At 64.6% G+C, this 21,890-nt stretch carries 21 protein-coding genes and 1 pseudogene; 13 read left to right on the top strand and 9 right to left on the bottom strand.

What is annotated here, in order from left to right:
* On the bottom strand, nt 1-1,086 hold a 1,086-nt coding region (locus Q7U29_RS01705; RefSeq protein WP_304737689.1), incomplete at its 3' end, for a Fic family protein.
* A gap of 157 nt (nt 1,087-1,243) precedes the next feature.
* On the opposite strand from Q7U29_RS01705, the pseudogene Q7U29_RS01700 reads away from it, so the two are divergent.
* The 7 genes and pseudogenes from Q7U29_RS01700 to Q7U29_RS01670 form a co-directional block, all read left to right on the top strand.
* A pseudogene (locus Q7U29_RS01700) lies at nt 1,244-1,405 on the top strand (type II toxin-antitoxin system RelE/ParE family toxin); the annotation flags it as partial.
* A gap of 3 nt (nt 1,406-1,408) precedes the next feature.
* A complete protein-coding gene (locus Q7U29_RS01695) occupies nt 1,409-1,696 on the top strand; it encodes an addiction module antidote protein (RefSeq protein WP_304737688.1) in 288 nt (95 codons plus the stop codon).
* Nucleotides 1,697-1,977: 281 nt separating this feature from the next.
* Nucleotides 1,978-3,222, top strand: coding sequence for an amino acid ABC transporter substrate-binding protein (locus Q7U29_RS01690; protein WP_304737686.1), 1,245 nt, complete (start codon nt 1,978-1,980; stop codon nt 3,220-3,222).
* Nucleotides 3,223-3,345: 123 nt separating this feature from the next.
* Nucleotides 3,346-4,227, top strand: a complete 882-nt coding sequence (locus Q7U29_RS01685) for a branched-chain amino acid ABC transporter permease (protein WP_304737684.1) — start codon at nt 3,346-3,348, stop codon at nt 4,225-4,227.
* Complete coding sequence (locus Q7U29_RS01680; RefSeq protein ID WP_304737682.1) at nt 4,224-5,183, top strand: branched-chain amino acid ABC transporter permease; 960 nt, start codon at nt 4,224-4,226, stop codon at nt 5,181-5,183. Before Q7U29_RS01685 ends, Q7U29_RS01680 begins: the two co-directional genes overlap by 4 nt.
* Nucleotides 5,183-5,926 carry an ABC transporter ATP-binding protein gene (locus tag Q7U29_RS01675; protein WP_304737680.1) on the top strand — a complete coding sequence of 248 codons (744 nt, stop codon included), beginning with the start codon at nt 5,183-5,185 and terminating at the stop codon, nt 5,924-5,926. The genes Q7U29_RS01680 and Q7U29_RS01675 overlap by 1 nt, the downstream gene beginning before the upstream one ends.
* The gene (locus Q7U29_RS01670) at nt 5,916-6,653 is read left to right on the top strand and encodes an ABC transporter ATP-binding protein (RefSeq protein ID WP_304737678.1); all 738 of its coding nucleotides are present in this window, start codon (nt 5,916-5,918) and stop codon (nt 6,651-6,653) included. The genes Q7U29_RS01675 and Q7U29_RS01670 overlap by 11 nt, the downstream gene beginning before the upstream one ends.
* A gap of 249 nt (nt 6,654-6,902) precedes the next feature.
* Here Q7U29_RS01670 and Q7U29_RS01665 read toward each other — a convergent pair whose 3' ends face one another.
* On the bottom strand, nt 6,903-7,880 hold the full coding sequence (locus tag Q7U29_RS01665) for a tripartite tricarboxylate transporter substrate binding protein (RefSeq protein WP_304737677.1): 978 nt from the start codon (nt 7,878-7,880) through the stop codon (nt 6,903-6,905).
* Nucleotides 7,881-8,097: 217 nt separating this feature from the next.
* On the opposite strand from Q7U29_RS01665, the gene Q7U29_RS01660 reads away from it, so the two are divergent.
* The 3 genes from Q7U29_RS01660 (at nt 8,098) to Q7U29_RS01650 (ending at nt 12,145) form a co-directional block, all read left to right on the top strand.
* Nucleotides 8,098-9,054, top strand: a complete 957-nt coding sequence (locus tag Q7U29_RS01660; RefSeq protein ID WP_304737675.1) for a LysR family transcriptional regulator — start codon at nt 8,098-8,100, stop codon at nt 9,052-9,054.
* 146 nt (nt 9,055-9,200) lie between these two features.
* A complete protein-coding gene (locus Q7U29_RS01655; RefSeq protein WP_304737692.1) occupies nt 9,201-11,558 on the top strand; it encodes an Orn/Lys/Arg decarboxylase N-terminal domain-containing protein in 2,358 nt (785 codons plus the stop codon).
* Complete coding sequence (locus Q7U29_RS01650) at nt 11,555-12,145, top strand: GNAT family N-acetyltransferase (protein ID WP_304737673.1); 591 nt, start codon at nt 11,555-11,557, stop codon at nt 12,143-12,145. The genes Q7U29_RS01655 and Q7U29_RS01650 overlap by 4 nt, the downstream gene beginning before the upstream one ends.
* A 74-nt stretch (nt 12,146-12,219) precedes the next feature.
* Here the strand turns inward: Q7U29_RS01650 and Q7U29_RS01645 are convergent, their stop codons facing one another.
* Genes Q7U29_RS01645 through Q7U29_RS01635 form a run of 3 tightly spaced genes read right to left on the bottom strand, consistent with a single transcriptional unit; the run spans nt 12,220 to nt 13,407 of the window.
* Entirely contained in the window at nt 12,220-12,621 is a 402-nt protein-coding gene (locus Q7U29_RS01645) for a type II toxin-antitoxin system VapC family toxin (protein ID WP_304737671.1), read from the bottom strand.
* Entirely contained in the window at nt 12,618-12,881 is a 264-nt protein-coding gene (locus tag Q7U29_RS01640) for a type II toxin-antitoxin system VapB family antitoxin (protein WP_304737669.1), read from the bottom strand. Before Q7U29_RS01640 ends, Q7U29_RS01645 begins: the two co-directional genes overlap by 4 nt.
* Before the next feature lie 55 nt (nt 12,882-12,936).
* Nucleotides 12,937-13,407 carry a hypothetical protein gene (locus Q7U29_RS01635; protein WP_304737667.1) on the bottom strand — a complete coding sequence of 157 codons (471 nt, stop codon included), beginning with the start codon at nt 13,405-13,407 and terminating at the stop codon, nt 12,937-12,939.
* A 173-nt stretch (nt 13,408-13,580) separates the two neighbouring features.
* Between Q7U29_RS01635 and Q7U29_RS01630 the strand changes: the two genes are divergently transcribed.
* Nucleotides 13,581-14,045 (top strand): GNAT family N-acetyltransferase, encoded by a 465-nt coding sequence (locus tag Q7U29_RS01630; protein WP_304737665.1) that lies wholly within the window; start codon nt 13,581-13,583, stop codon nt 14,043-14,045.
* 24 nt (nt 14,046-14,069) lie between these two features.
* Here Q7U29_RS01630 and Q7U29_RS01625 read toward each other — a convergent pair whose 3' ends face one another.
* Nucleotides 14,070-14,843 carry an enoyl-CoA hydratase-related protein gene (locus Q7U29_RS01625; RefSeq protein WP_304737663.1) on the bottom strand — a complete coding sequence of 258 codons (774 nt, stop codon included), beginning with the start codon at nt 14,841-14,843 and terminating at the stop codon, nt 14,070-14,072.
* A gap of 103 nt (nt 14,844-14,946) precedes the next feature.
* Between Q7U29_RS01625 and Q7U29_RS01620 the strand changes: the two genes are divergently transcribed.
* Nucleotides 14,947-16,536 carry a gamma-glutamyltransferase family protein gene (locus Q7U29_RS01620; protein WP_304737691.1) on the top strand — a complete coding sequence of 530 codons (1,590 nt, stop codon included), beginning with the start codon at nt 14,947-14,949 and terminating at the stop codon, nt 16,534-16,536.
* A gap of 200 nt (nt 16,537-16,736) precedes the next feature.
* On the opposite strand, the gene Q7U29_RS01615 is transcribed toward Q7U29_RS01620, so the two are convergent.
* Nucleotides 16,737-18,416, bottom strand: coding sequence for an NAD(P)/FAD-dependent oxidoreductase (locus Q7U29_RS01615; RefSeq protein WP_304737662.1), 1,680 nt, complete (start codon nt 18,414-18,416; stop codon nt 16,737-16,739).
* A 182-nt stretch (nt 18,417-18,598) separates the two neighbouring features.
* Between Q7U29_RS01615 and Q7U29_RS01610 the strand changes: the two genes are divergently transcribed.
* On the top strand, nt 18,599-20,119 hold the full coding sequence (locus tag Q7U29_RS01610) for a lysozyme inhibitor LprI family protein (protein WP_304737660.1): 1,521 nt from the start codon (nt 18,599-18,601) through the stop codon (nt 20,117-20,119).
* 23 nt (nt 20,120-20,142) lie between these two features.
* On the opposite strand, the gene Q7U29_RS01605 is transcribed toward Q7U29_RS01610, so the two are convergent.
* Nucleotides 20,143-20,691, bottom strand: a complete 549-nt coding sequence (locus tag Q7U29_RS01605) for a hypothetical protein (RefSeq protein WP_304737658.1) — start codon at nt 20,689-20,691, stop codon at nt 20,143-20,145.
* A 2-nt stretch (nt 20,692-20,693) separates the two neighbouring features.
* Nucleotides 20,694-21,890 (bottom strand): cation-translocating P-type ATPase (locus Q7U29_RS01600; RefSeq protein WP_304737656.1); only part of this gene is annotated, 1,197 nt, incomplete at its 5' end.

Raw genomic sequence — 21,890 nt, 5'->3', positions numbered from 1 at the left:
ATACCTTGTGTGTCGCAGCTCCCCGGTCCTGGTCAATGCGCCCATCCCGACGAGATCCTGCAAATCCCTCGTCGCCGTGGCGCGGGATGTTCCGGTGATGCTGATATAGTTCTCCGCGCTCAGGCCACCTTCGAAGCCGTCGATGCCCTCGCGGAACAGGCGGGCGATGACTTTTTCCTGACGTTCGTTGAGCGTGCCGCGATGCCGCTCGTAGAACTTCGCCTTGGCGATGTAGAAATCCACGCGCCTGATAGTGTTTTTCTGGGCTTCCAGAATCGTGTTGGCAAAATATTCGAGCCAGCTCGTGATCTCGATCGCCTTGTTATCGCACTCCAGGGCGGCGTAATAATCGTTACGCTTGCGCTCGATCGTCCAGGCTAGCGCAATCAGGCTGGGTTGACCGAGGTTTTGCGCCAGCGATTTTTCCGCGAGGGCACGGCCGATACGGCCGTTGCCGTCTTCGAACGGATGAATACACACGAAGTAGAGGTGGGCGATGCCCGCGCGCGTCAGCGGCGACAGCGGAGTGGCGCCTCCGGGAGCGGTGTCGTTGAACCAGGTGACGAACTGCTTCATTTCGTCCGGCACACGGCTGGACGGCGGAGCCTCGAAATGCACCGTGGGTTGATGGATCGGTCCCGAGACGACTTGCATGGCTTCAGCATGCGTCCGGTAGCCACCAATGACCCGGATGGATCGATCGCCGCCCAGCAACATGCGGTGCCAGTCGAACATCGTCTTGTCAGCAAGTGCGTCGGCGAAGTTTCGATAGAGATCGAGCATCATGTTCGCGATGCCGCGTTCGGCCGGTGTCGTGCCGGGCCTTTCCGCGCCCAGCCCAAGCTGGTGGCGCAGCGACGATTGCACGCTGTCGCGGTTGAGGATCTCGCCTTCAATCTCGGAGGTCTTGACGGCCTCGTCGCCGATCAACTCGATTTTCAGGGTGTCCTGGTCAGCGGCCCCGATGTGTTTGAAAGCGCCGATGAACTCTCCCGACCGGAGCAGGAACCGCTTTTCCAGCGGCTCCAAAGCGGCTGAATTATAAGCGAAATTCGGCCAATCGGGTTTTTGCCAGTTCCAGTTCATGAGCTATAGGCGCCTCACTCTATAGCTCACATTAGCCAGAATTATGAGCTATAGCAATAAGCTCGATAGCTCTTTGGGTCGCGGCCGCGGCGAAGCCCTCTTAAGGAACTGATTGTCGTCAGCAATGTAGCGTATAAGCTACAAGTGCCGATGATCAGGCGACGGCGTGAGCGAGATGCGTATCCACTTCGGACCGGGATATCGCGTCTATTTCGTCAACCGCGGCGGTGAATTGATCGTGCTGCTCTGTGGCGGCGACAAGAGCAGTCAGGCGCGCGATATCGAGGCCGCGAAGAAACTCGCGCGAGAGGAAGACTGATCCATGCCCAAGACCAGAGCATTCGATGCCGCGGAATTCCTCGACAGCCCGGAAATGGTTGCCGAATATCTGACGGAAGCCCTCGAAACCGACGATGAGGTGTTCATCGCGAAGGCGATCGGAACCGTCGCGCGTGCGCAAGGCATGGGCGCGGTCGCCGACAGCGCCGGCGTCTCCCGGGAAAACCTGTACCGTGCACTCAGTGGCACCACGCGGCCCGAATTCGAGACGATCCGCAAGGTGCTCGGCGCGCTCGGCGTGCAGCTGGTCGCGAAGCCGCGCGTCGCCTGAACGCCGGGGCAAGGCACCGGCGGTTGTCACGAAAATTGGCAATCCTCCCTATCAGCGCCGTCGGCGGATTTGACCTTCGCACCGGCGCCGCTGCACATTACCCGACCGACGTCTGGTCCCAAACGCCGCGCCCGGTTTCATCGTGGCTTGTGGCCAGGCCATCTTTAGTTCTAACCTGACGAAGAGACCAATTCCGGCACGACACCATCCTGTCCGCGGCAATCGGGGCGAAGCATCCGAACGCGGCCAGGTCACGACAACGAAACACAGGGGAGGATCACATGAAACGCAGGACGCTTCTCGGCGGCACCATTGCCGTCGCGGTATTGGGGCTCACTACGGCCGCCATCGGCCAGCAGGCGCCGATCAAGATCGGCATGAGCATGGCGCAAACCGGCGGTCTCGCCGGCGGCGGCAAGGCCTCGCTGCTCGGCATCGAGGTCTGGCGCGACGACGTCAACGCCCGGGGCGGTCTGCTCGGCCGCAAGGTCGAGCTCGTCGTCTATGACGACAAATCGAGCGCTTCGGAGACGCCCGCGATCTACTCGAAGCTGCTGGACGTCGACAAGGTCGATATCCTGTTCGCCCCCTATGCGACCGTGCCGACGGCGCCGCTGATGCCGCTGGTCAAGCAGCGCGGCATGTTGCTGATGGGCAACTTCTCGTTCCAGGTGAACAGCAAGGTCGGCCACGACATGTGGTTCAACAACGCGCCGTGGGGACCGGCCGACAGCTGGGCGTCCTCGTTCCTCGATCTGGGCCAGAAGGCCGGCGGCAAGACCATCGCGCTGCTCGCGGCGGACCAGGAATTCGCCCAGAACCTGGCCAAGACCGCCCGGGAAGTCGCGACCAAGCTCGGCATGCAGGTCGTGTTCGACCAGGCCTATCCGCCGAGCACGGTGGAATTCTCCGGCATCCTGCGCGCGCTCAAGGCCGCCAAGCCCGACATCGTCTATGTCGCGTCCTATCCGCCGGATTCGGCCGGAATCCTGCGCGCCGTGAACGAGATCGGGATCGGCGACAACGTCAAGCTGTTCGGCGGCGGCATGGTCGGCCTGCAATTCGGCACGGTCATGGAGAATCTCGGTTCGCTGCTCAACGGCGTCGTCAACTACAACACATGGCTGCCGGAACCGCAGATGTACAACGACGGCACCAAGGCGTTCTTCGAGGCCTATACGAAACGCGCCGTGGAAGCCAAGGTCGATCCGCTCGGCTACTATCTGGCGCCCTACGGCTACGCCAACGGCCAGATGATCGAGCAGGCCATCAAGGCGGTGGGGTCACTCGACCAGAAGGCGCTGGCAAAATACCTGCGCGAAAAAACCCACAAGACCATCGTCGGCTCGATCACCTTCGCGGCGGACGGCGAGTGGAAGGAAACCGGCGTCGTGCAGGCCCAGTTCCGCGGCATCAAGGACAAGAACATCGAGCAGTTCCGCAGCCCGGGCAAGCAGGTGATCCTGTTCCCGGCGAAGATGAAATCCGGCGACCTGATCACTCCCTTCGAGGCCGCGCGGAAGTAGATCCCGCGGCCGGCGCGGTGTGCCGATCGGGGATCGGCCCACCGCGTTTTCGTGGCAACCGGGACGGGATGAACGGCGTGACCGGGAAACGGCGGCCGATGGGCGGGTCGAGGGGAGCCTTACGTGTTTTCATTTGAACTGCTGCTCGATGCGGTGGTGATCGGGGTGCTGCTCGGCTGCTTCTATGCGGCGGTCAGCCTCGGGCTGTCGATCTCGTTCGGCCTGCTCGACGTTCCCCACGTCGCGCATCCGGCCTTCCTGGTGCTGGCGTCCTACGCGGTATACTTCCTCAACGAGCATTACGGGGTCGATCCGCTGCTGGCGGGGCTTTTGATCACGCCGCTGTTCTTTCTGTTCGGTCTCTTCGCCTACCGGCTGTATTACGAAACCTTCGAAAGGCGCGGCAGCGACGCCGGGGTGCGCGGCATCGCGTTCTTCTTCGGCATCGCCTTCATCATCGAAGTCCTGATCATCATGCAGTTCGGCGTCGACCAGCGCTCGGTCACCGCAGACTATGTCGGCAAGGCCTGGCGGATCGGCGAAATGCGGATTCCGTTCCGGCTGGTGGTCGCGTTCGTGGTCGCGGCGGCGCTGACGATCCTGCTGACGCTGTATCTGTCGCGTACCTTCATGGGCCGCGCCATCCGCGCGGTGGCGCAGGACCAGGAGGCGCTGCGGCTGATGGGCGCCAACCCGATCCGGATCAAGCAATGGGCGTTCGGCATCGCGACCGCCGTGCTCGGCATCGCCGGCGCCCTGCTGATCATCGTGGCCCCGGTCGAGCCGACGCTCGACCGCACCTATATCGGGCGAACCTTCTGCGTCGTCGTGATGGCCGGGCTCGGCAGCATGTCCGGCACGCTGGTCGCCGCCATCATCCTCGGCGTCGCCGAAACCGTCGTGCTCACTTTGTTCGGTGCCTCCTGGGCCCCGGCGATTTCCTTTGCGATGCTGCTCGGCGTGCTCGCCGTCCGGCCGCAGGGCCTGTTCGGCAGGCGATCATGAAGCGCAACGGGATGTATTTCTGGGGCGGCGCGGCGCTGTTTCTCGCCGGCGCCCTGCTGATGACGCAGGTGATCGGCAACCAGTATCCGTTCTTCGCCTGCTACGTGATCCTGCAGTTCATCGTGCTGGCCGTGGCCTGGAGCATCCTCGGCGGCTATGCCGGCTACGTCAATTTCGGCACCAGCGCGTTCTTCGGGGTCGGTGTCTACACCGCCGTGTTCCTGTTCAAGGCGACCGGCGTACCGCTGGCCGTGCAGATCGCGGCGGCCGCGGCGGTCGGCGCCCTGATGGGATTCGCCCTCGGCCTGCTCACGCTGCGGATGCAGGGCATCTTCTTCTCGATCGCGACCATCGCGGCGACGATCATCATCGAGACCGCGATCACCAACTGGCGATACGTCGGCGGCGCGTCCGGCATCCAGCTGCAGCGGCCGGCGGTGATGGCGCCGTTCGACAATTACGTCGAGATGCTGTTTTTCGTCCAGGCGGTAATGGTGGTGCTGGCGGTGGCGATTTCGCGCTACATCCAGAATTCGTGGATCGGCCGCGGTCTGCAGGCGCTCAAGGACGACGAACTCGCCGCGGAATGCACGGGGGTGCCGACCCTGCGGCTGAAGCTTACGGCCTGCGTCATCTCCGGGGCGCTGATGTGCGCGGCGGGCGCGCCCGCCGCGATGTATTTGCAGTATGCGGACCCCGCCTCCGCGTTCAATCTGAACTACTCGGTCTCGGCGCTGGCGATGTCGCTGATCGGAGGAACCGCACACTGGGCGGGTCCCGTCATCGGCGCCATCCTGCTCGGCGTGACGCAGCAACTGCTGACGGTTACCATCTCGTCGGAAGTCAACGTGCTGGTACTGGGCGTCATGCTGGTGCTGTTCGTGGTGGCCGCGCCGGAAGGCATCGTCGGCCTGATCCGCAAGGTTCGAAGCAAACGCAACGAGGGCGAAGGATGATGGCCCCCGGCAGCCAAGCCCCCCTGCTGCGGATATCCGCGCTGACAAAACGCTTCGGCGGCTTCATCGCGCTCGACAATGTCAGCGTCGACATCCCTCCGGGACAGCGCTTCGGCCTGATCGGCCCGAACGGCTCGGGCAAGACCACGCTGATCAACTGTATTTCCGGCGCGTTCCGTACCGAGCCCGGCACCGTGACGTTCCGCGACGAGGACATCACGCGGCTGGCGCCGCACATTCGCACCCGTCGCGGCATCGCGCGCAGCTTCCAGATTCCGCGGCCCTTCCGGAGCATGACGGTCGCCGAAAACCTCATGGTCGGACTCGACTTCGCGGCGGACACCAGCGTCATCGTGTCGGAGGCGCAACGGCGCGACACCATGATGTCGATCCTGACACGGATGGGTCTGGCCTCGAAGGCGAACGTGTCGGCAACGAAACTCAGCCAGGTGGAATTGCGCAAGATGGAGCTGGCGCGCGCGATGGCGACCCACCCGAAGCTGCTGATTTCCGACGAGGCGATGGCCGGCCTTTCCAGTTCGGAGGTCGACGAGGTGCTCGATCTGCTGATGAGCCTCGCGGACCAGGACATCACCATCATCATGATCGAGCACATCATGCAGGCGGTGATGCGTTTTTCGGAGCGCGTGATGTGTCTGGAAGCCGGCAAGATCATCGCGATCGGCACGCCGGACCAAGTCATGGCCAACCAGCGCGTGCAGGAGGCCTACCTTGGCACTTAGCCTCGCCATCAGGGATCTCGATGCGGGCTACGGCGCGGTGAAGGCGCTGCGCGGCGTCAGTCTCCATGTCGAATCCGGCGAGACCGTCGCCCTGCTCGGCACCAACGGCAACGGCAAGAGCACGCTGATGAAGTGCGTCGCGGGCCTGGTGCGGCCGGAGCGCGGCAGCCTGATCCTGACCATCGACGGCACCGCGCACGACCTCACAAAACTGTCGGCCGAGGCCATCGTCGATCTCGGCGTGGCGATGGTGCCGGAGGGGCGACGGCTGTTTCCAAAACTGACGGTGCTGGAAAACCTGATGCTCGGCGCCTTCCGCAAGGCCGCCCGGCAAAACATCGATCGCAACCTGGCGCTCGCCTTCGAGACCTTTCCGGCGCTGAAGGGGCTGCAGAAGCAACTTGCCGGCACCATGTCGGGCGGGCAGCAGCAGATGCTGGCCATCGCCCGCGCGCTGATGTCGTCGCCGCGCCTCTTGCTGATCGACGAGCCCTCGGTCGGCCTGTCGCCGCTCCTGGTGTCGCAGACCATCACCAAGATCGGCGAGCTCAACCGGCATCTGGGTCTCACGGTGCTGATGGCGGAGCAAAACTTCAACCAGACGATCCGGATCGCCGACCGCGGCTACATCATCGTCCATGGCGAGATCGTGGTCGCGGCCGATTCGGTCGACGAGTTGCGCGGCAACGACATCGTCAAGCGGCTCTATCTCGGCGGGATCGTGTGATGGCGGCCGCAAGCGATCGATGGGGTCTTCGCTAGAGCGCTGTCCAAATCATCTGAGCCAAGTCCCCTGCTTTCTTCTCCCCTCCTCCCGCGAAGCGGTGGGGAGGGGTCGGGGGTGGGGGGTCTATCGGCGGATTCTTCTGACAGCGAGTTTGCTGAGGCGCCCCCCACCCCCGACCCTCGAGAGCGAGCTTCGCTCGCCTCGGACCCCGCCACGCGCAAGGGCGCGCGGAGGGAGGGGAGAAGGAATCTACTCCCCCTTGAGACCCGCGGCGCGGATCACCTCGGTCCATTTGCGGGTCTCGTCGTCGACGAATTTGCCGAACTCTGCGGCACTGCCGCCGCGTGCTTCCAGTCCCTGGACCAGCAGCTTCTGTTTCACCTCGGGATCGGCCAGCGCGCGAACGACTTCGTCCTGCAACCGGTCGACGATCGGGTCCGGCGTGGCGGCCGGCGCCATGAAGCCGTACCAGCCGGCGGCGACCACGCTTTTCAGGCCCTGCTCGCGCAGCGTGGGCGCCTCGGGATAGATCGGGCTGCGGACGGCCGATGCCACGCCCAGCACGCGCAGCTTGCCGGTCTGGATATGCGGCAAGGCCGTGCTGATCGCGGTCAGCGTGGCGTCGAGCCGGCCCGCCAGCAGTTCGGTGTAGGCCATGTTGTCGCCGCGGAAGGGAACGTTGAGGCCCTTGACGCCAGCGTCCCTGAACAACAATTCGGCCGCCAGATGCGGTTGCGAGCCCGCGCCCGGCGAACCGAAGGTCAGGCCGTCGGGTTGCGATTTGCCATGGGCGATCAGTTCCTTCAAGGTCTTGAACGGCGCTTCCGCATTGACGATCAGGAAGATCGGCGCTGTGACGGCCATCGCCACCGGCCGCAGATCCTTGCGCTCGTAATTCAGTTTTCCGTAGAGCGCTTCGGCCGTCGCGTAGGGGGCGGCCACGTAGAGAAACGTGTAGCCGTCCGGTGCCGCGCGCGCCACGGATTCGTTGGCGATGCGGGTGCCCGCGCCCGCCTTGTTCTCGACGATGAACTTCTGGCCCAGACGGCGCTCGAGCTGATCGGCCAGAATCCGCAACGAGATGTCGTTGGCCCCTCCGGCCCCATAGGGCGAGATCAAACGCACGACGCGCGAGGGCCAATCGCTCTGGGCATGCGCCCGGAAACCGGAGCCGGCGGCGAGACCGGCGGCGATGGTGCCCAGCACATTTCGGCGTGTGACGCTCATGAATGCCTCCCCTGGAAATTTGCAGTCCGCCGAAAGCCGGGGATACCGCCTGGCGCGTCCGCTCGTATCGAGCCGCGATCGCACGGCTGGATCGGGAGCTCCGTCCCGTAACCAGCAGCCGAGGATAGGTACGCGCACTCTATCGGACAATGTGTATTTTCTGACCGATTTATAGGATATGTTTGTGAATAAGGGTGAGGGCGCGGGAGAACACGGGATGGCCATGGATGTGACGCTGCGGCAGTTGCGCGCCTACCTTGCCGTGCTGGAGGCCGCCAGTTTTTCGGAAGCCGCCAGGGCCATGCATTTGTCGCAGGCAGCACTCAGCGGGCTGATCAAGGAACTCGAGAACCGGATGGGTGTGCGCCTGCTCGACCGCACCACCCGCAGCGTTTCCCGCACCGTGGTCGGCGAAGCCTTCGAACCGATGGTGCGGCGCGTGCTCGCCAACCTGGACGAGGCGCTGGAGAGCGTGACCAGCCTCAAGGAGCTGCGCCGCGGGCTGGTGCGGGTGGCGGCGCCCGAGACGCTGTCCTGCACGCTGCTGCCGGAACTGATCGCCAGGTACAGCTCGAGCCATCCCGGCGTCGATGTGCGATTCGATGACGTGCCGATCCAGCATGTACTGGCCGGCCTGCAGAACGGCTCTACCGACATCGGCTTCGGGCCGGCCGGCGTGATGGCAGGCGTCCTGGCCGACGAATCGGTGGAAACCCACCTGATTTGCGCCGACCCGCTATGGGTGGCGTTGCGCACCGACGACCCGCTGACAAAAGGCGAGGCGGTCAGCTGGAAGGATCTGCGCGACCGGCCGCTGATCAACTACATGCCCAATATCGCCATCAACGTGCTGAGCCAGGTGCCGCCGCGGCATCACCCGAAGCAATTGGTGCCGGTGCACCGGGTCAACACCGCGCTGTCGATGCTGCGGGTGAGACAGGGCGTCGTGATCTGTCCCTCGATGGCGGGCTCGCTGGTGCGCGGCTTCGGCCTGACCTTCCTGCCGTTGCGGCAACCCACCGTCACATGGAAGATCGCGCTGTTCGCGCGGCGCCGGGCGTCGCTCTCGCCGGCGGTGGAGAGTTTTCTCAACTTCACGCTGGATTTTGCGCCGAACTGGGCGGCGACCGGGTTGGAAAAACGACGAGCGGGAGAACGGCACAAGCCCGGGTAACGAAGACATGGCGGGTGAACGCATGGCAGGTAAAATCTTTTTCTTTTCAGGCAGATACCGCGACACGGCGGGAACCGCAAATCATTGTCATCGACCTGTCATCGAATGCGCCAACAGCTTGCGCCAGCACGCATTCGAGGACGATGATGGACTACTTCCGGCGCTTCACATTTCTGTTCGCAGCACCCGTCTTCGACACCGACGATCTCGAAGGGCTGCGTTTCAATCAGATCATCGCGGAGATCGAGCGCTCCGGCTTCGAAGTCGTCCGGGCGCGGCGGCTGGAGGATGCCGAGATCGCGGTGCAGACCGATGCCGCCATCGGCTGCATGGTGGTCGACTGGGGCAAGAAGGGCCTGGAAGGCAAGACCGCGGCGCTGATCAATCTGATGCGACGACGTGGCCTCGACTTCCCGATCATCCTGCTGATCCGCCGCAAGCGGTTCGAGGACCTGCCGGTCGAGGTCCTCGACTTCATCGACGGCTATGTCTTTCTGTCGGAAGAGACGCCGCCCTTCATTGCCAAGAACCTGATCAGCCGCCTGAAGCAGTATGCCGAGACCCTGAAGACTCCGTTCTTCGGGGCGCTCGTCGACTATGCCGAGGAGGGCAACCAATTGTGGACCTGCCCAGGCCACAACGGCGGCGTGTTCTACAGCCGCAGCCCGATCGGCCGCGTGTTCGTTGAGCATCTGGGTGAAGCGGTGTTCCGCGACGACCTCGACAACTCGGTACTCGACCTCGGCGACCTCCTGACCCACGAAGGCCCGGCGCTGAAGGCGCAAAAGGAAGCGGCGCAGATATTCGGCGCCGAGAAGACCTACTTCGTGCTCAACGGCACCTCGACTTCCAACAAGGTGGCGCTGGGAGCGCTGGTCACCGACGGCGACCTCGTGTTGTTCGACCGCAACAATCACAAGGCCGCCCACCATGGCGCACTGATGATGGCCGGCGGCCTTCCGGTCTATATTCCGACGATACGCAATGCCTGGGGTCTGATAGGGCCGATGCGCTGGGACGCCCTCGACGAAACCGCCTTGCGCGAGCGGATCCGCACCCATCCGCTGGTCAAGGACCCGGAAGCCTGGCGCAAGCCGCGCCCGTTCCGCGTCGCCGTCGTCGAACAGTGCACCTATGACGGCACGATCCACAATGCCGAGATGATCCTGAAGGCAATCGGCCATCTCTGCGATTATATCCTGTTCGACGAAGCCTGGGCCGGCTTCATGAAGTTTCATCCGCTGTATGCCGGGCGTTTCGCCATGGGGCTCAAGGATCTCGGTCCCGACGCACCAGGCATCATCGCGACCCAGTCGACCCACAAGCAGTTGGCGAGCTTCTCGCAGGCCTCGCAAATACACATCAAGGACCGCCACATCCGTGGCCAGAAACGCCGGATCGAACATCGGCGCTTCAACGAGAGCTTCATGCAGCACGCGTCGACTTCGCCGTTCTATCCGCTGTTTGCCTCGCTGGATGTCGGCGCCCAGATGATGAAAGGCCGCTCCGGCGAAGTGCTGTGGGACGACACGATCCGGCTCGGAATCGAACTGCGCAAGAAGTTGCGCGCGGTCCGGCGCGAATTCGAGGAGAAGGAGACGCGCCCGGAACGCCGCTGGTTCTTCGAGCCGTTCGTGCCCGACCGCGTGGCGATCCCGGACGTGTCCCGCGAGGGCGCCGTGCACAACGTCGCCTGGGAGACGATCAGCACCGACCTGCTCGCCACCAACCCGTCCTATTGGCAACTCTCGCCGGAATCGGTCTGGCATGGCTTTCCGGATCTGACGGCGGGCTTCGCCATGACCGACCCCAACAAGCTGACGGTACTGACACCCGGATTCGACCATGCGACGGGCGGCTATGCCGATCACGGCATCCCCGCTCCCATCGTGGCGCAGTATCTGCGCGAAAACCGCATCGTGGCGGAAAAGAACGACCTGAACTCGCTGTTGTTTCTGCTCACTCCCGGCGTCGAGGCCAGCAAGGCCGGCACCCTGATCAGCGGGCTCGTCGCCTTCAAGAAGCTGCACGACGACAACGCGCCGCTGGAAGAGGTGATTCCCGAGTTCTGTCAGCGCCGGTCGGCGCGCTATGCCGGCGTGCGGCTGCGCGATCTCTGCGCCGACATGCATCGTTTCTTCCGCGATGCCGGCGTGAGCATGCTGCAGGCGAAGCAATTCCTTGCAGAACACTTGCCCGATATCGCGATGTCGCCGCGCGATGCGGCGCGCCATCTGGTACGCAACGACGTCGATTATCAGCCGATCGACGCCATCGCCGGCCGCATCGCCACGACGCCATTCGTGGTCTATCCGCCCGGCATCGCCACGATCGTGCCGGGCGAGCGGCTCACCGGGCGGGCGCAGCCCATGATCGACTATCTCCGGATGTTCGAAACCTGCTTCAATACGTTCCCCGGCTTCGACGTCGAGATTCAGGGAGTCTACAAGGAAGTCGATGCGTCCGGCCGCATCCGATTGCATACTTATGTGGTCACCGAATGAACCGGCCGATCGAACCGACCGGCCAGGCCATGACGAACGAACGACCGGTGGTCGTTCGCACCTCGCGCGACGGCGATGTCGAGGCGATGCTGACGATCTATCGACACCACATCCGCCGCGGCATCGAGGAGAGCGTCGACGACAGCGGCACCCCGGAGCCCGAGGATTTGCGCGACCGGCGCCGGAACCTGCGCAATCATCGCCTGCCACATCTGGTAGCCACCTGCGGTGGCGAGGTGGTTGGCTACGCCTATGCCGTTCTGTTTCGCAAGCGACCGGCATACCGCTACACCGTCAAGCATTCGATCTACGTCCATCGCGAGCATCTCGGCAGCGGCGTGGGACGGCGGCTCCTGCAGGAACTCATCGATGCCTGCGCGGCCACCGGTTTTCGGCAGATGATCGGCTACATCGATACCGACAACACGGCATCGCTCGCCATCCACGAAAAATTCGGCTTTCGCAGGGTCGGGTTGCTTCCGGGCGTCGCCTATCGATACGGCCGCTGGGCCGACACCGTCATGGTGCAACGCTCTCTCGCTGCAGGCTCAACCGAACCGCCGCTGATATCAAACCCCGGTCGCTGAGCCTTGAGGCGACATTGCATTCTCAATGCACGCATCGAGCGGCGAGGTCATGGGCGGTCTTGCCGAAAACGGACTTAGACGATGCCGATGTCGGTCAACCGAAAGTCGTTGCCTTTGCACAACAATGACGCGTCCATTTTCTTCGCCAGTGCGTATGCGAAGCAATCACCATAGTTCAGCGCCGCACCATGCCCGGTCCCCTTGCCGAATTGCAGGTGCGCGGAACGAGCGGCGTGCGCCTGATCCTCAGTCACCGGCTCGATCCGAATGCCCGCCGCCTTGATGAAATCGTCAAGCCAACGCTCGGCTTTGCCAGGAGCAATCTTTTTCAACCCGCGCAGGACAATCGAAGTCTCCACCAGGTTGGCAGCCGACATGATCGGATCATCGTCGGTGGCAATGCTGCGGGCATAATCGTCGGCATCCACCTCCTGGCGGAAGATGGCGATGACGGCCGAGCTATCGACCACGATCACGTCGGCAGTCCTTGGTCATCGTAGCCAAGTATTTCATCCGGGCTACGCCCGGTGTCGGGCAGCGCGGCATACTGGCTTCCGATCTTCATCAATCGTGCCGCGACCTGGTCGGGACGCCGGCGTCGACGTTCACGCGCCAGGCGCTCGCGCAAGGCCAGCGTGACGGCGGCGGTCAAGCTTTCGCCGGTAAGGCCGGCGAGTTCGGTCGCCAGCTTGTGCGCTTCGTCGTTCTTGATGTTGAGATGCATGGCCTTCGTCATGGTAGAAATATAGATAAATTCTACCATCGGCGCAAGATGCCGAAGCCGCCGCCCCTCACTCGATCACGATCTCGCCGACCATGCCGTGATCGGCGTGGGTCTTGCCGTCGCTGCCGGAGATGCCGCAGCGCAGGTCGGTGACCTTGCCGGCGGCGACCGGCACGAACCACCATTCCGCCGACGCCCCCGGATAGACCTCGATCTCGCGGATCGCGCCCTTGAACTCGGCGAGGTTGACGGTCTTGCCGTCGCGCAGCTGCGTGACCTGGACCTTGCGGGTGAAGATCATCTGGCTGAAGGCGTGCGAGGTGAAATAGTGCGGATCGTTGCTCGGGTTCTTCAGCACCAGTCTGTAGAGCTTGCCGGTTTCGAAGCGGAGCTTGTTGGGTACGAAGGAGTGCTCGCCCGGCTTGCCGAGTTCGACCGTGACCACGATCGGTTCCTGGCCGGCCAGATTGCCGGCGGCCTGCGCGGCGGGGGCAACGCAGAGCGCCGCCAGGATCGACAGGGAACGGGGCAAGCGCATGAAAATGACCTTTTCGGGGTCTGCGGGCCGGGAGCAATCGGGGAATAATATTGCAAATGCGAATTACTTGCAACGAAATCAGCTGATGCGGACCGCTCCTTGTTGGACGCGCCGTTCGATGTTCGCGAAGATTGCTTCAAGGGGCGGCCGGACCCCGATGCCGGGGCAGAAAAATGTCGCACGAATTGACGATCAGAACCGCCGGTCAGAATGACCTTTCGTCGTTGCTGGCGCTTTACGGCCAGCTACACCCCGATGACGAGACCATGTCGCCGGTGGCCGCGAGCAACAACCTGGCGCAATTCCTGCGCTACCCCGGCAGCGCCATTTTCCTCGGCCTTCGAGATGACGCCGTCGTTACGACGTGCACGCTGGTTGTCATTCCAAACCTGACGCGAGGCGGCACGCCCTATGCCCTCATCGAAAACGTCGTGACGGATGGGCGGCATCGGCAGCAGGGATATGGCAAGGCGATCCTGAAAGCGGCCATTGCCGCCGCGTGGGATTGCGGCTGCTACAAGGTCATGCTGCTGACGGGCTCGAAAAATCCGGCGACGCTGAGGTTTTATCAGGACGTCGGTTTCGAGCAAAGCAAGACCGGGTTTCAGGCCCGGCGCATCCCGCCGCGTGAGGCATAGACCGCATCCAGGGCAGCTTCCAGACTACCGCCCGCTGAACCGCGCCGCACGCTTTTCCACGAAGGCGTTGCGGCCTTCCAGCGCATCCTCGCTGCGGCGGATCTCCGACTGCAGCTCGATCTCGCGCTGGAACTGGGCGGCGTAGGTCGCGTGCTCGCTCTGCTCCAGCAAGGCGCGGGTGGCGACCAGCGCGCGCGTCGGCCCTGCGGCGAGGCGCTGCGCCAGCTGCATGGCCTCGTCGAGCAGGCTCGCGTCATCGACCACCTTCCGCACCAGTCCCCATTCATGGGCACGCTCGGCGGAGAGCGGTTCGTTCAGCAACATCAATTCGAGCGCGCGCTGGCGGCCGATCAGGCGCGGCAGCAGCCAGGTCGAGCCGAGATCGGGCACCAGGCCAATCCGGCTGAACACCTGGATGAAGCTCGCCGAACGCGCGGCGACGATGATGTCGCCGGCCATCGCGAGGCTGAAGCCGCCGCCGGCCGCGACGCCGTTGACTGCGACCACGACCGGCACCCGGCATTCGCGCAGCGCCCGGAACGCCGGCCAGTAAAATTTCATCACGCCGGCGACGATGTCGCTGCCGAGCGCCTCCGACGCCTTGAGGTTCTGGCCGGAACAGAAGCCGCGGCCCTCCCCGGTCAGCACCAGCGCTCGCACGCCGGAATCAGCCGTCATCTCGCCGATCGCGGCGGCAAGGCCGCCGAGCAGGTCGGGCGTCATGGCGTTCAGGCTGGCCGGCTCATCGAGGGTCAATATACCGACGGCGCCGTCCCTGGTTTGCTTCACCCCGGCCATTTTCTTCTCCCTGCATGTTTGTCTTGGTCGTTCGCAATGTGCCATTGTTGCCGCAGGACGCCAACTCGGCCCGATACCTATGAAAAACAACAAGGCAACCCCGATGCACGACCAGTTCTCCAACGCCCAGCAGATCCGCAAACCCGCCACCACCTCCAAGGGCGGCATCGTCGCTTCGCAATCGCGCAAGGCTGCCGAAGTCGGCGCCGCCGTGTTGGCAGCCGGCGGCGACTGCGTCGATGCTGTGATCGCGACCACCTTTGCGCTCGGGGTGCTGGAACCCTGGATGAGCGGCATCGGCGGCGGCGGGGCGATGGTGCTCTACCGGGCGAAAGAGAACCGCTATGAGGTGATCGACTACGGCATGTGCGCGCCGAACAGCCTGCGGCCCGAGGATTATCCGCTGACCGGCGATGGCGCTGCCTCCGATATCTTCCCCTGGCCGCGGGTCAAGGACGACCGCAACCTGCATGGTCCGGGCTCGATCGCCGTGCCTGGCGTGGTCGCCGGCATGGAAGAGGCGCATCGCCGCCACGCCAAAATGTCGTGGCAGGAATTGCTCGGTCCCAGCATCAAGCTCGCCGGCGAAGGCCTTCTGGTGGACTGGTGGACCACGCTGATGATCGCGAGTTCGGCCGCCGACCTCAGGCGCTATCCGGCCAGTGCTGCCGCCTACCTCAAGGACGGACTGCCGCCGAACGCGCAATGGGGCATCAAGTCCAGCGTGCGGCTGCCGCAGGACCGGCTGAAGGCGACGCTGTCCTACCTCGCCGCCGAAGGCCCGCGCGATTTCTACCAGGGCGACCTGGCGCGCAGCATGGCGTCCGATATCCAGGCCGCCGGCGGCGCGCTCACGATCGAAGACCTCGCCGCCTTCCGCGCCCATGGCCGCGAGGCGCTGGCGATTCCCTATCGCGGCGGCAACGTCTATGCGACGCCGGAACTGACCTGCGGCCCGACGCTGGCGCACACCTTGCGCCTGCTGCAGCAGAAACTGCAGCCCGGCAATGGACCGGATGCGACGGCCTACATGGAATATGCGCTGGCGCTGCAATCGGCCTATCGCGAGCGCCTGCAGGACATGGGCGACGCCGACGGCCGCCGCGCGCTCGGCGCCGAACATCTGGCGCCGGCCTGCACCACGCATTTCTCGGCAGTCGACCGCGAGGGCAACATGGCGGCGGTGACGCAGACCCTGCTGTCGACCTTCGGCTCGAAATTCGTCACGCCGCAAAGCGGCGTCACCATGAACAACGGCATCATGTGGTTCGACCCGACGCCGGGCGGGCCGAACGCGCTGGCGCCCGGCAGACGCTGCCTGACCAACTACACCCCGGTGCTGGCGCAGGCCGCCGACGGAAGATGGCTGGCGCTCGGCGCCTCCGGCGGACGGCGCATCCTGCCGGCGGTGACGCAGATCCTGTCCTTCGTGATGGATTACGGCATGGACCTGGATGCGGCGATCCACACCCCGCGCATCGACGCCAGCGAGGGCGCGGTCGTGATCGGCGACGTGCGGTTGCCGCAGCCGGTCAGCGATGCGCTGCGCGCGGGTTTCGATTACGAGGAAGCGCGGGTGCAGACCTTCCCAATGAAGTTCGCCTGCCCGAGCGTGGTGCTGCGCGACGGCGACACCAACTCGGGCGCGACGGAAAGCGCGCAGCCGTGGGGCGATGCGGTGGCAGAGGGGTGATTTTTCTCCCTCCCCCCGCGAAGCGGTGGGGAGGGTGGCACATCGAGAGCGCAGCGAACGATGTGACGGGTGGGGGGTGCTTCGGCGCATTCCTCTGCCAGTGAGTTTGCTGAGACACCCCCCACCCGACCGGCCTTCGGCCGGCCACCCTCCCCACCGCTTCGCGGGAGGAGGGAGAAGAAAGCGCTCCGCGGCCTCAGTCAGACAGCTTTGGCTTCGACGCTCGTGGTCGATGACCTAACCACCGACGCCCGCTCTCCTCCCGCAAAAACAATCCCCTCATAACCCTTCATTGCGACCTCATTGATCGCCGCGACGTATTTCGGGGTGCCGCCGTTGAAGACGACGTGCCGGACCTTGCCTGCCTCGTGACCGGGCACATTGGAATTGTAGCCGGTGAACCATCCCTTGGCGTTACGCAGCAACATGACCGCGTACATCTTGGCGACGTAGCCGGTCCAGCGTTGCTGCGCCGCGAGCGTGGGATCGGCTCGCGAAAAACCGCGCGCCCACATGTGCTCCAGCAGGGCGCTGCACCAGTTGACGCCGGTTTCGATGCCGCGCGGAAAGTTGGTCGATGCCGAACCGCTCTGCGGGCCGGTCGGCATCAGCAGGTTCGGAAAACCGTGCACCAGCATGCCCAGGAAGGTCGACGGGCCGTCCTTCCATTTCTCGGACAGTTTTTCGCCGCCGATGCCACGGATATCGATCTGGTCGTACGCGCCGGTGATGGCGTCGAAGCCGGTGGAGTAGACGATGATATCGAACTCGTAGTCGCGCGCGCTGGTGCGCAGGCCCGACTCGGTGATCCGCTCGATCGGCGTCTCGCTGATATCGACGAGGTGGACGTTGGGCCGGTTATAGGCCTCGAAGTAATTCGTCTCCAGCGGCACGCGCTGCACGCCGAAACCGTGGTCCCTGGGGATCAGTTTCTCCGCCACCACGGGATCCTTGACGCGGCGGCGGATCCGGTCGGCGATGTAGGCGGAGAATTCAGCGTTGGCGGCCGGGTCGGTAAAGATTTCGCGGAAATTGCTCAGCCAGATGCCGAAGCCGGGCTCGTCGTAGAGCCGGTCCCACAGCGCCAGCCGCTCCTCGCGCGTCACCTCGAAGAAGCCGCGGCGGTCGGGCTCGTGTACGAAGCCGCCGGGGGTGCGGCCGCAGGTCTCGAAAATCTCGTCGTAGCGCGCACGGATGTCGGCCATTTCCGCGTCCGAGATCGGGCTGTTGTTGAGCGGCGCGCTCCAGTTCGGCCGCCGCTGGAACACCGTGAGCTCGCCGACCTTGTCGGCGATCTCGCCGATGATCTGAATGGCGGTGGCGCCGGTGCCGATGACGGCGACCTTTTTTCCGGCCAGTTCGACCGGTTCATGCGGCCAGTGGAAGGTGTGGAACGAGCGGCCCTTGAAGCTCTCCATTCCGGCCAAACGCGGCAGCGTCGGCGCCGACAGCAGCCCGACCGCCATGATGACGAAGCGGCAGGTCAGCTCGCGGCCAACGTCGATTCGCAGCCGCCACACATCATGCGCCTCGTCGAACTTCGCCGCCTCGACCTTGCAGTTGAACTGCATGTGCCGGCGCAGATCGAATTTTTCCGCGACGTAATTGAGATAGCGAAGGTTCTCCGGCTGGCTGGAGAACCTCTCCTTCCAGTGCCACTCGTCGAGCAGCTCCTTCGAGAACGAATAGCCGTAGGTGTAGCTCTCCGAGTCGAAGCGGGCGCCCGGATAGCGGTTCCAGTACCAGGTGCCGCCGAGGTCGGGGGCGGCCTCGAGCACCAGAGCATCGACGCCGAGGTCGGCAAGGCGCTTGATCTGATAGATTCCAGCCACACCCGCGCCAACGACGATGACCTCGTAATGCGACTTGCCTCCCGCCATTATTCCCTGCTCCGGAATTTTGTTTCTGGACATCGACGAGTATAGCGAGCGCCCTGCATTTCACTACAGCAATCGGCCGGGCCTTGCGTGCGCCATGCTGCGGCCGGCCTGAACCCGGACCACACGCGGCGCGACTGATATCGGGGGCCGGCATCCCGCCTGTCCCCGGGAGCCTGATAGCCATGCCCGCTTCACACCGTCTCGCGGCACTGGCCGTGGCTGCAGCACTGCTGGCGCCGCCGACAGCCGGCGCGATGGACGCGGATCTGCGCGCCTCCAGCCGCGGACCGACCGGGCTTCGACTGTGCGGCACCGATGGCGCGGCCGCCTCCGCCGAAGCCTGCAGGGACATGGATCTCGATGCGCTGACCGGGCGGATCGAAAGCGCGCTCCAGGCGGCGCTTTCGAAAGCGCCGGCGATCATCCGGCCGCTCCTGAAACGCGATCAGGTCTGGTTCAACGACATCGTGCTCAGCGCGGCGGAATCGATGACGCAACCCGACGATGATTTTCGGGAAGCCTTCGTGGCGACGCTGCGCCAGCGCGCCGCGACGCTGAAAGGCGTCGCGCAAGGATTTGGCCGCTCCGGCGTCGCCGGGCGATGGGTCAACGCCTTCGGCAGCGTGACCGTGACCCCGGCCGGTGGCTTCTATCGCCTCGCCATCGACACCAGCGCGGTCTATGGCACCGGCAGCGACCGCCGCAGGGAATGCAAGGCGACAGCTCAGGTGAAGCCGGCGGGCGGCTGGTTGACGGGCTTCATTCTGCCCGCCGATGATAGCGACAGGGCAACTGCCGGTGACGCGAAATCCCATTCTGCAAAACCGCCCGCCATCAAGATGCGGCGACAGGGCGGCACGCTCCGCGTCGTGATCGGCGGCCAGGAATGGCGCGACGAAGCGCGGCCCGATTGCGAGTATATGTGGCAGATCACCGCGAGCTATTTCGCCGACGGCAAGCCGGACGCAATTGCGGCGGCGGACAGCGCCGGCACCTCGTTCGTCACACCGAGCTTCGACTGCACACGGCCGGACACCGCAAGCGATGAAGAGATTTGCGCCGATCCGGACCTCGCCGACAACGACCGGCGGCTGAACCTGGCATGGAAGGCGTTGCTGCCGCGGCTCGACGAGACGACGCGCAGCGCCCTGACCGGGGACCAGCGCCACTGGGTCCTCGCCCAGACCCATCAATATCCGCAATTCCTGCATCCGGCCTGGGAGAAGACCACCTCCCACATGCATTTCACCGCCGACGCGCGCGACAAGCTCGACCGGCTGCAGCGCGAACGGATCGCGCTGCTCGACGGTTTCGACGACAAGCGCAGCGGCCTTGCCGGCCTGTGGCTGGGCTACAACGCGGTCCTCAAGGTGACGCCGACACCGGACGGCGGCCTGAAGGCCGACGGCTGGAAGTGGGAGCAAGGCGACTGGAAAGCCGGTTGCGACTTCGACATCAAAGGCAAGGTCATCAACGGCGTGTTTCGCTCCGAGGCAGGACGCAAGAACCCGGATACGCTGGAACGCGATCACGCAAGCCTGATCGTCAACCAGCAGGACGATATCTTCGCCGGGAAGCGCGATGGCTCCGACGATGCGGATCCGGCGAAATGCCGACGCAACATCATGATCTCGTCGACGGCGCGGCTGTTCCCCGCCCGCCCCTCGCCCGACATCGACAATCTCGGCGGCCCGGTCCGGTGAAAGGGCGAAGCATCCGCGCCGGATCAGGTCGACGGGAATGGCCGAACCTCGACCGATGCGCTGGAAAGACGGCGATACAGATCGCGTCGCCGGGCGATCGGCCACCAGTCGTACAGAAAGATTTCGAGCGGACGCCAGTTCGCGACCCAGCCCAAAATCAGGAAACTCTCCTCGATCATGCGGCTGAGCGAGCCCTCGACGAGTCCGCCTGCGAACCGCGCGATGGCAAAGCATGCGATCAGCACCATCACGCCGATGCCGAGGGAACGGCGGCCAACCCGGAACAGCTCGGTGAGGTCGCCCTGCAGGACCGTCGCGCGGTGGGAAAAGTATCCGCGGATGGCTTCGGCCAGATCCTTTGCCGCCTTGTTCTGAAGCTCGCTTTCCGGGAAATGGACGATAATCCTGATGGGCTGGTCGGTGCGCAATTCGCGCGCCCAACCCACGATGAATTCTTCCGCCTCGCGGTCGAGATCGCGCTCCCGAAACGGCGACGGGTCCAGGGTATGAAAGAGCTGAGCGATCTCGTCGACACGCAGCTCGATGACATGGTCCGTGCTTTCGATCGTCATGGTCAGCGCCCCGCAACCCTGAAGCGCCCGCGCCCGATGGACTTCAGGGCTTCCAGCGACACCAGGACGACGATCCCCGCCGCCAGCGTCAATGCGAGATCATCGAGATGCAGCGGCCCGAAACGGAACAGCGCGCTGGCGGCGGGGAAAAGCAGCGTCAGGCTCAGCATGACGGGAACGACCAGCATCACCCATGCGAGCGCGGCATTCGGCCGCCGCAGCGCCGCGATCAGCGACGCGCTGAACGAGCGATTGACGAAGATCAGGCTGACAATGGCCAGCACCAGCGAGAAGAAGGTGAGCGCCCGCACCTCCGCCTCCGGCATGCCGTGCTTCAGCGCCGTGACGTAGATGACGGCGACCACCGCAAAGGCCAGCGTTCCCTGCACCAGGCTCCAGCCGATCAGGCTGCCCGAGAACAGCGGCTGATCGGGCGGACGCGGCGGCCGGCTCATCACGTCGTCCTCTTCCGTTTCGGCCTCGAACACCAGCGAGCACACGGGATCGATGATCATCTCCAGGAACGCGATGTGGATCGGCCCGAAGATGATCGGCAGGCCGAACAGCAGCGGCAGCAGCGCAAGGCCCGCGATCGGCACATGCACGGCGAAGATGAACCCCATCGCCTTGCGGAGGTTGTCGTAGATCCGGCGGCCGAGCCGCACCGCGTGCACGATCGAGCCGAAATCATCGTCGAGCAGCACGATGGAGGACGCCTCGCGCGCCACATCGGTGCCGCGGCCGCCCATCGCGATGCCGATATGCGCCGCCTTGAGCGACGGCGCGTCGTTGACGCCGTCGCCGGTCATGGCGACGATTTCGCGGTTGGCCTTGAGCGCATCGACGATGCGAAGCTTCTGGTCGGGCATGATCCGCGCGAACACGGTCGCGGTCCGCACGCGCTGCGCCAGCTGCTGCGCGTCCAGCGTTTCCAGTTGCTCTCCGGTCACGAGGTCGGCGGTGTCGAGACCGGCCTGCCGGGCGATCGCCATGGCGGTCGCGGGATAGTCGCCGGTGATCATGACCACCCTGATGCCGGCGGAGCGGCACTCGGCGACGGCGGCGGGCACACTCGGCCGCAGCGGATCGGCCAGGCCCACCAGCCCTTCGAACTGGAAGGCAAAATCATGCTGCGAGGCCGGCCATGCGGCGCCAGCGAAGGAGGCGCGGGCGACGCCGAGGACACGCAGGCCTTCGGC

Origin of the sequence: Bradyrhizobium sp. (assembly GCF_030654605.1) — a bacterium.
Lineage (GTDB): Bacteria > Pseudomonadota > Alphaproteobacteria > Rhizobiales > Xanthobacteraceae > Bradyrhizobium.
The sequence above is the reverse complement of the archived record's forward strand: the minus strand, read 5'-3'. Positions and strand labels throughout refer to the sequence as shown.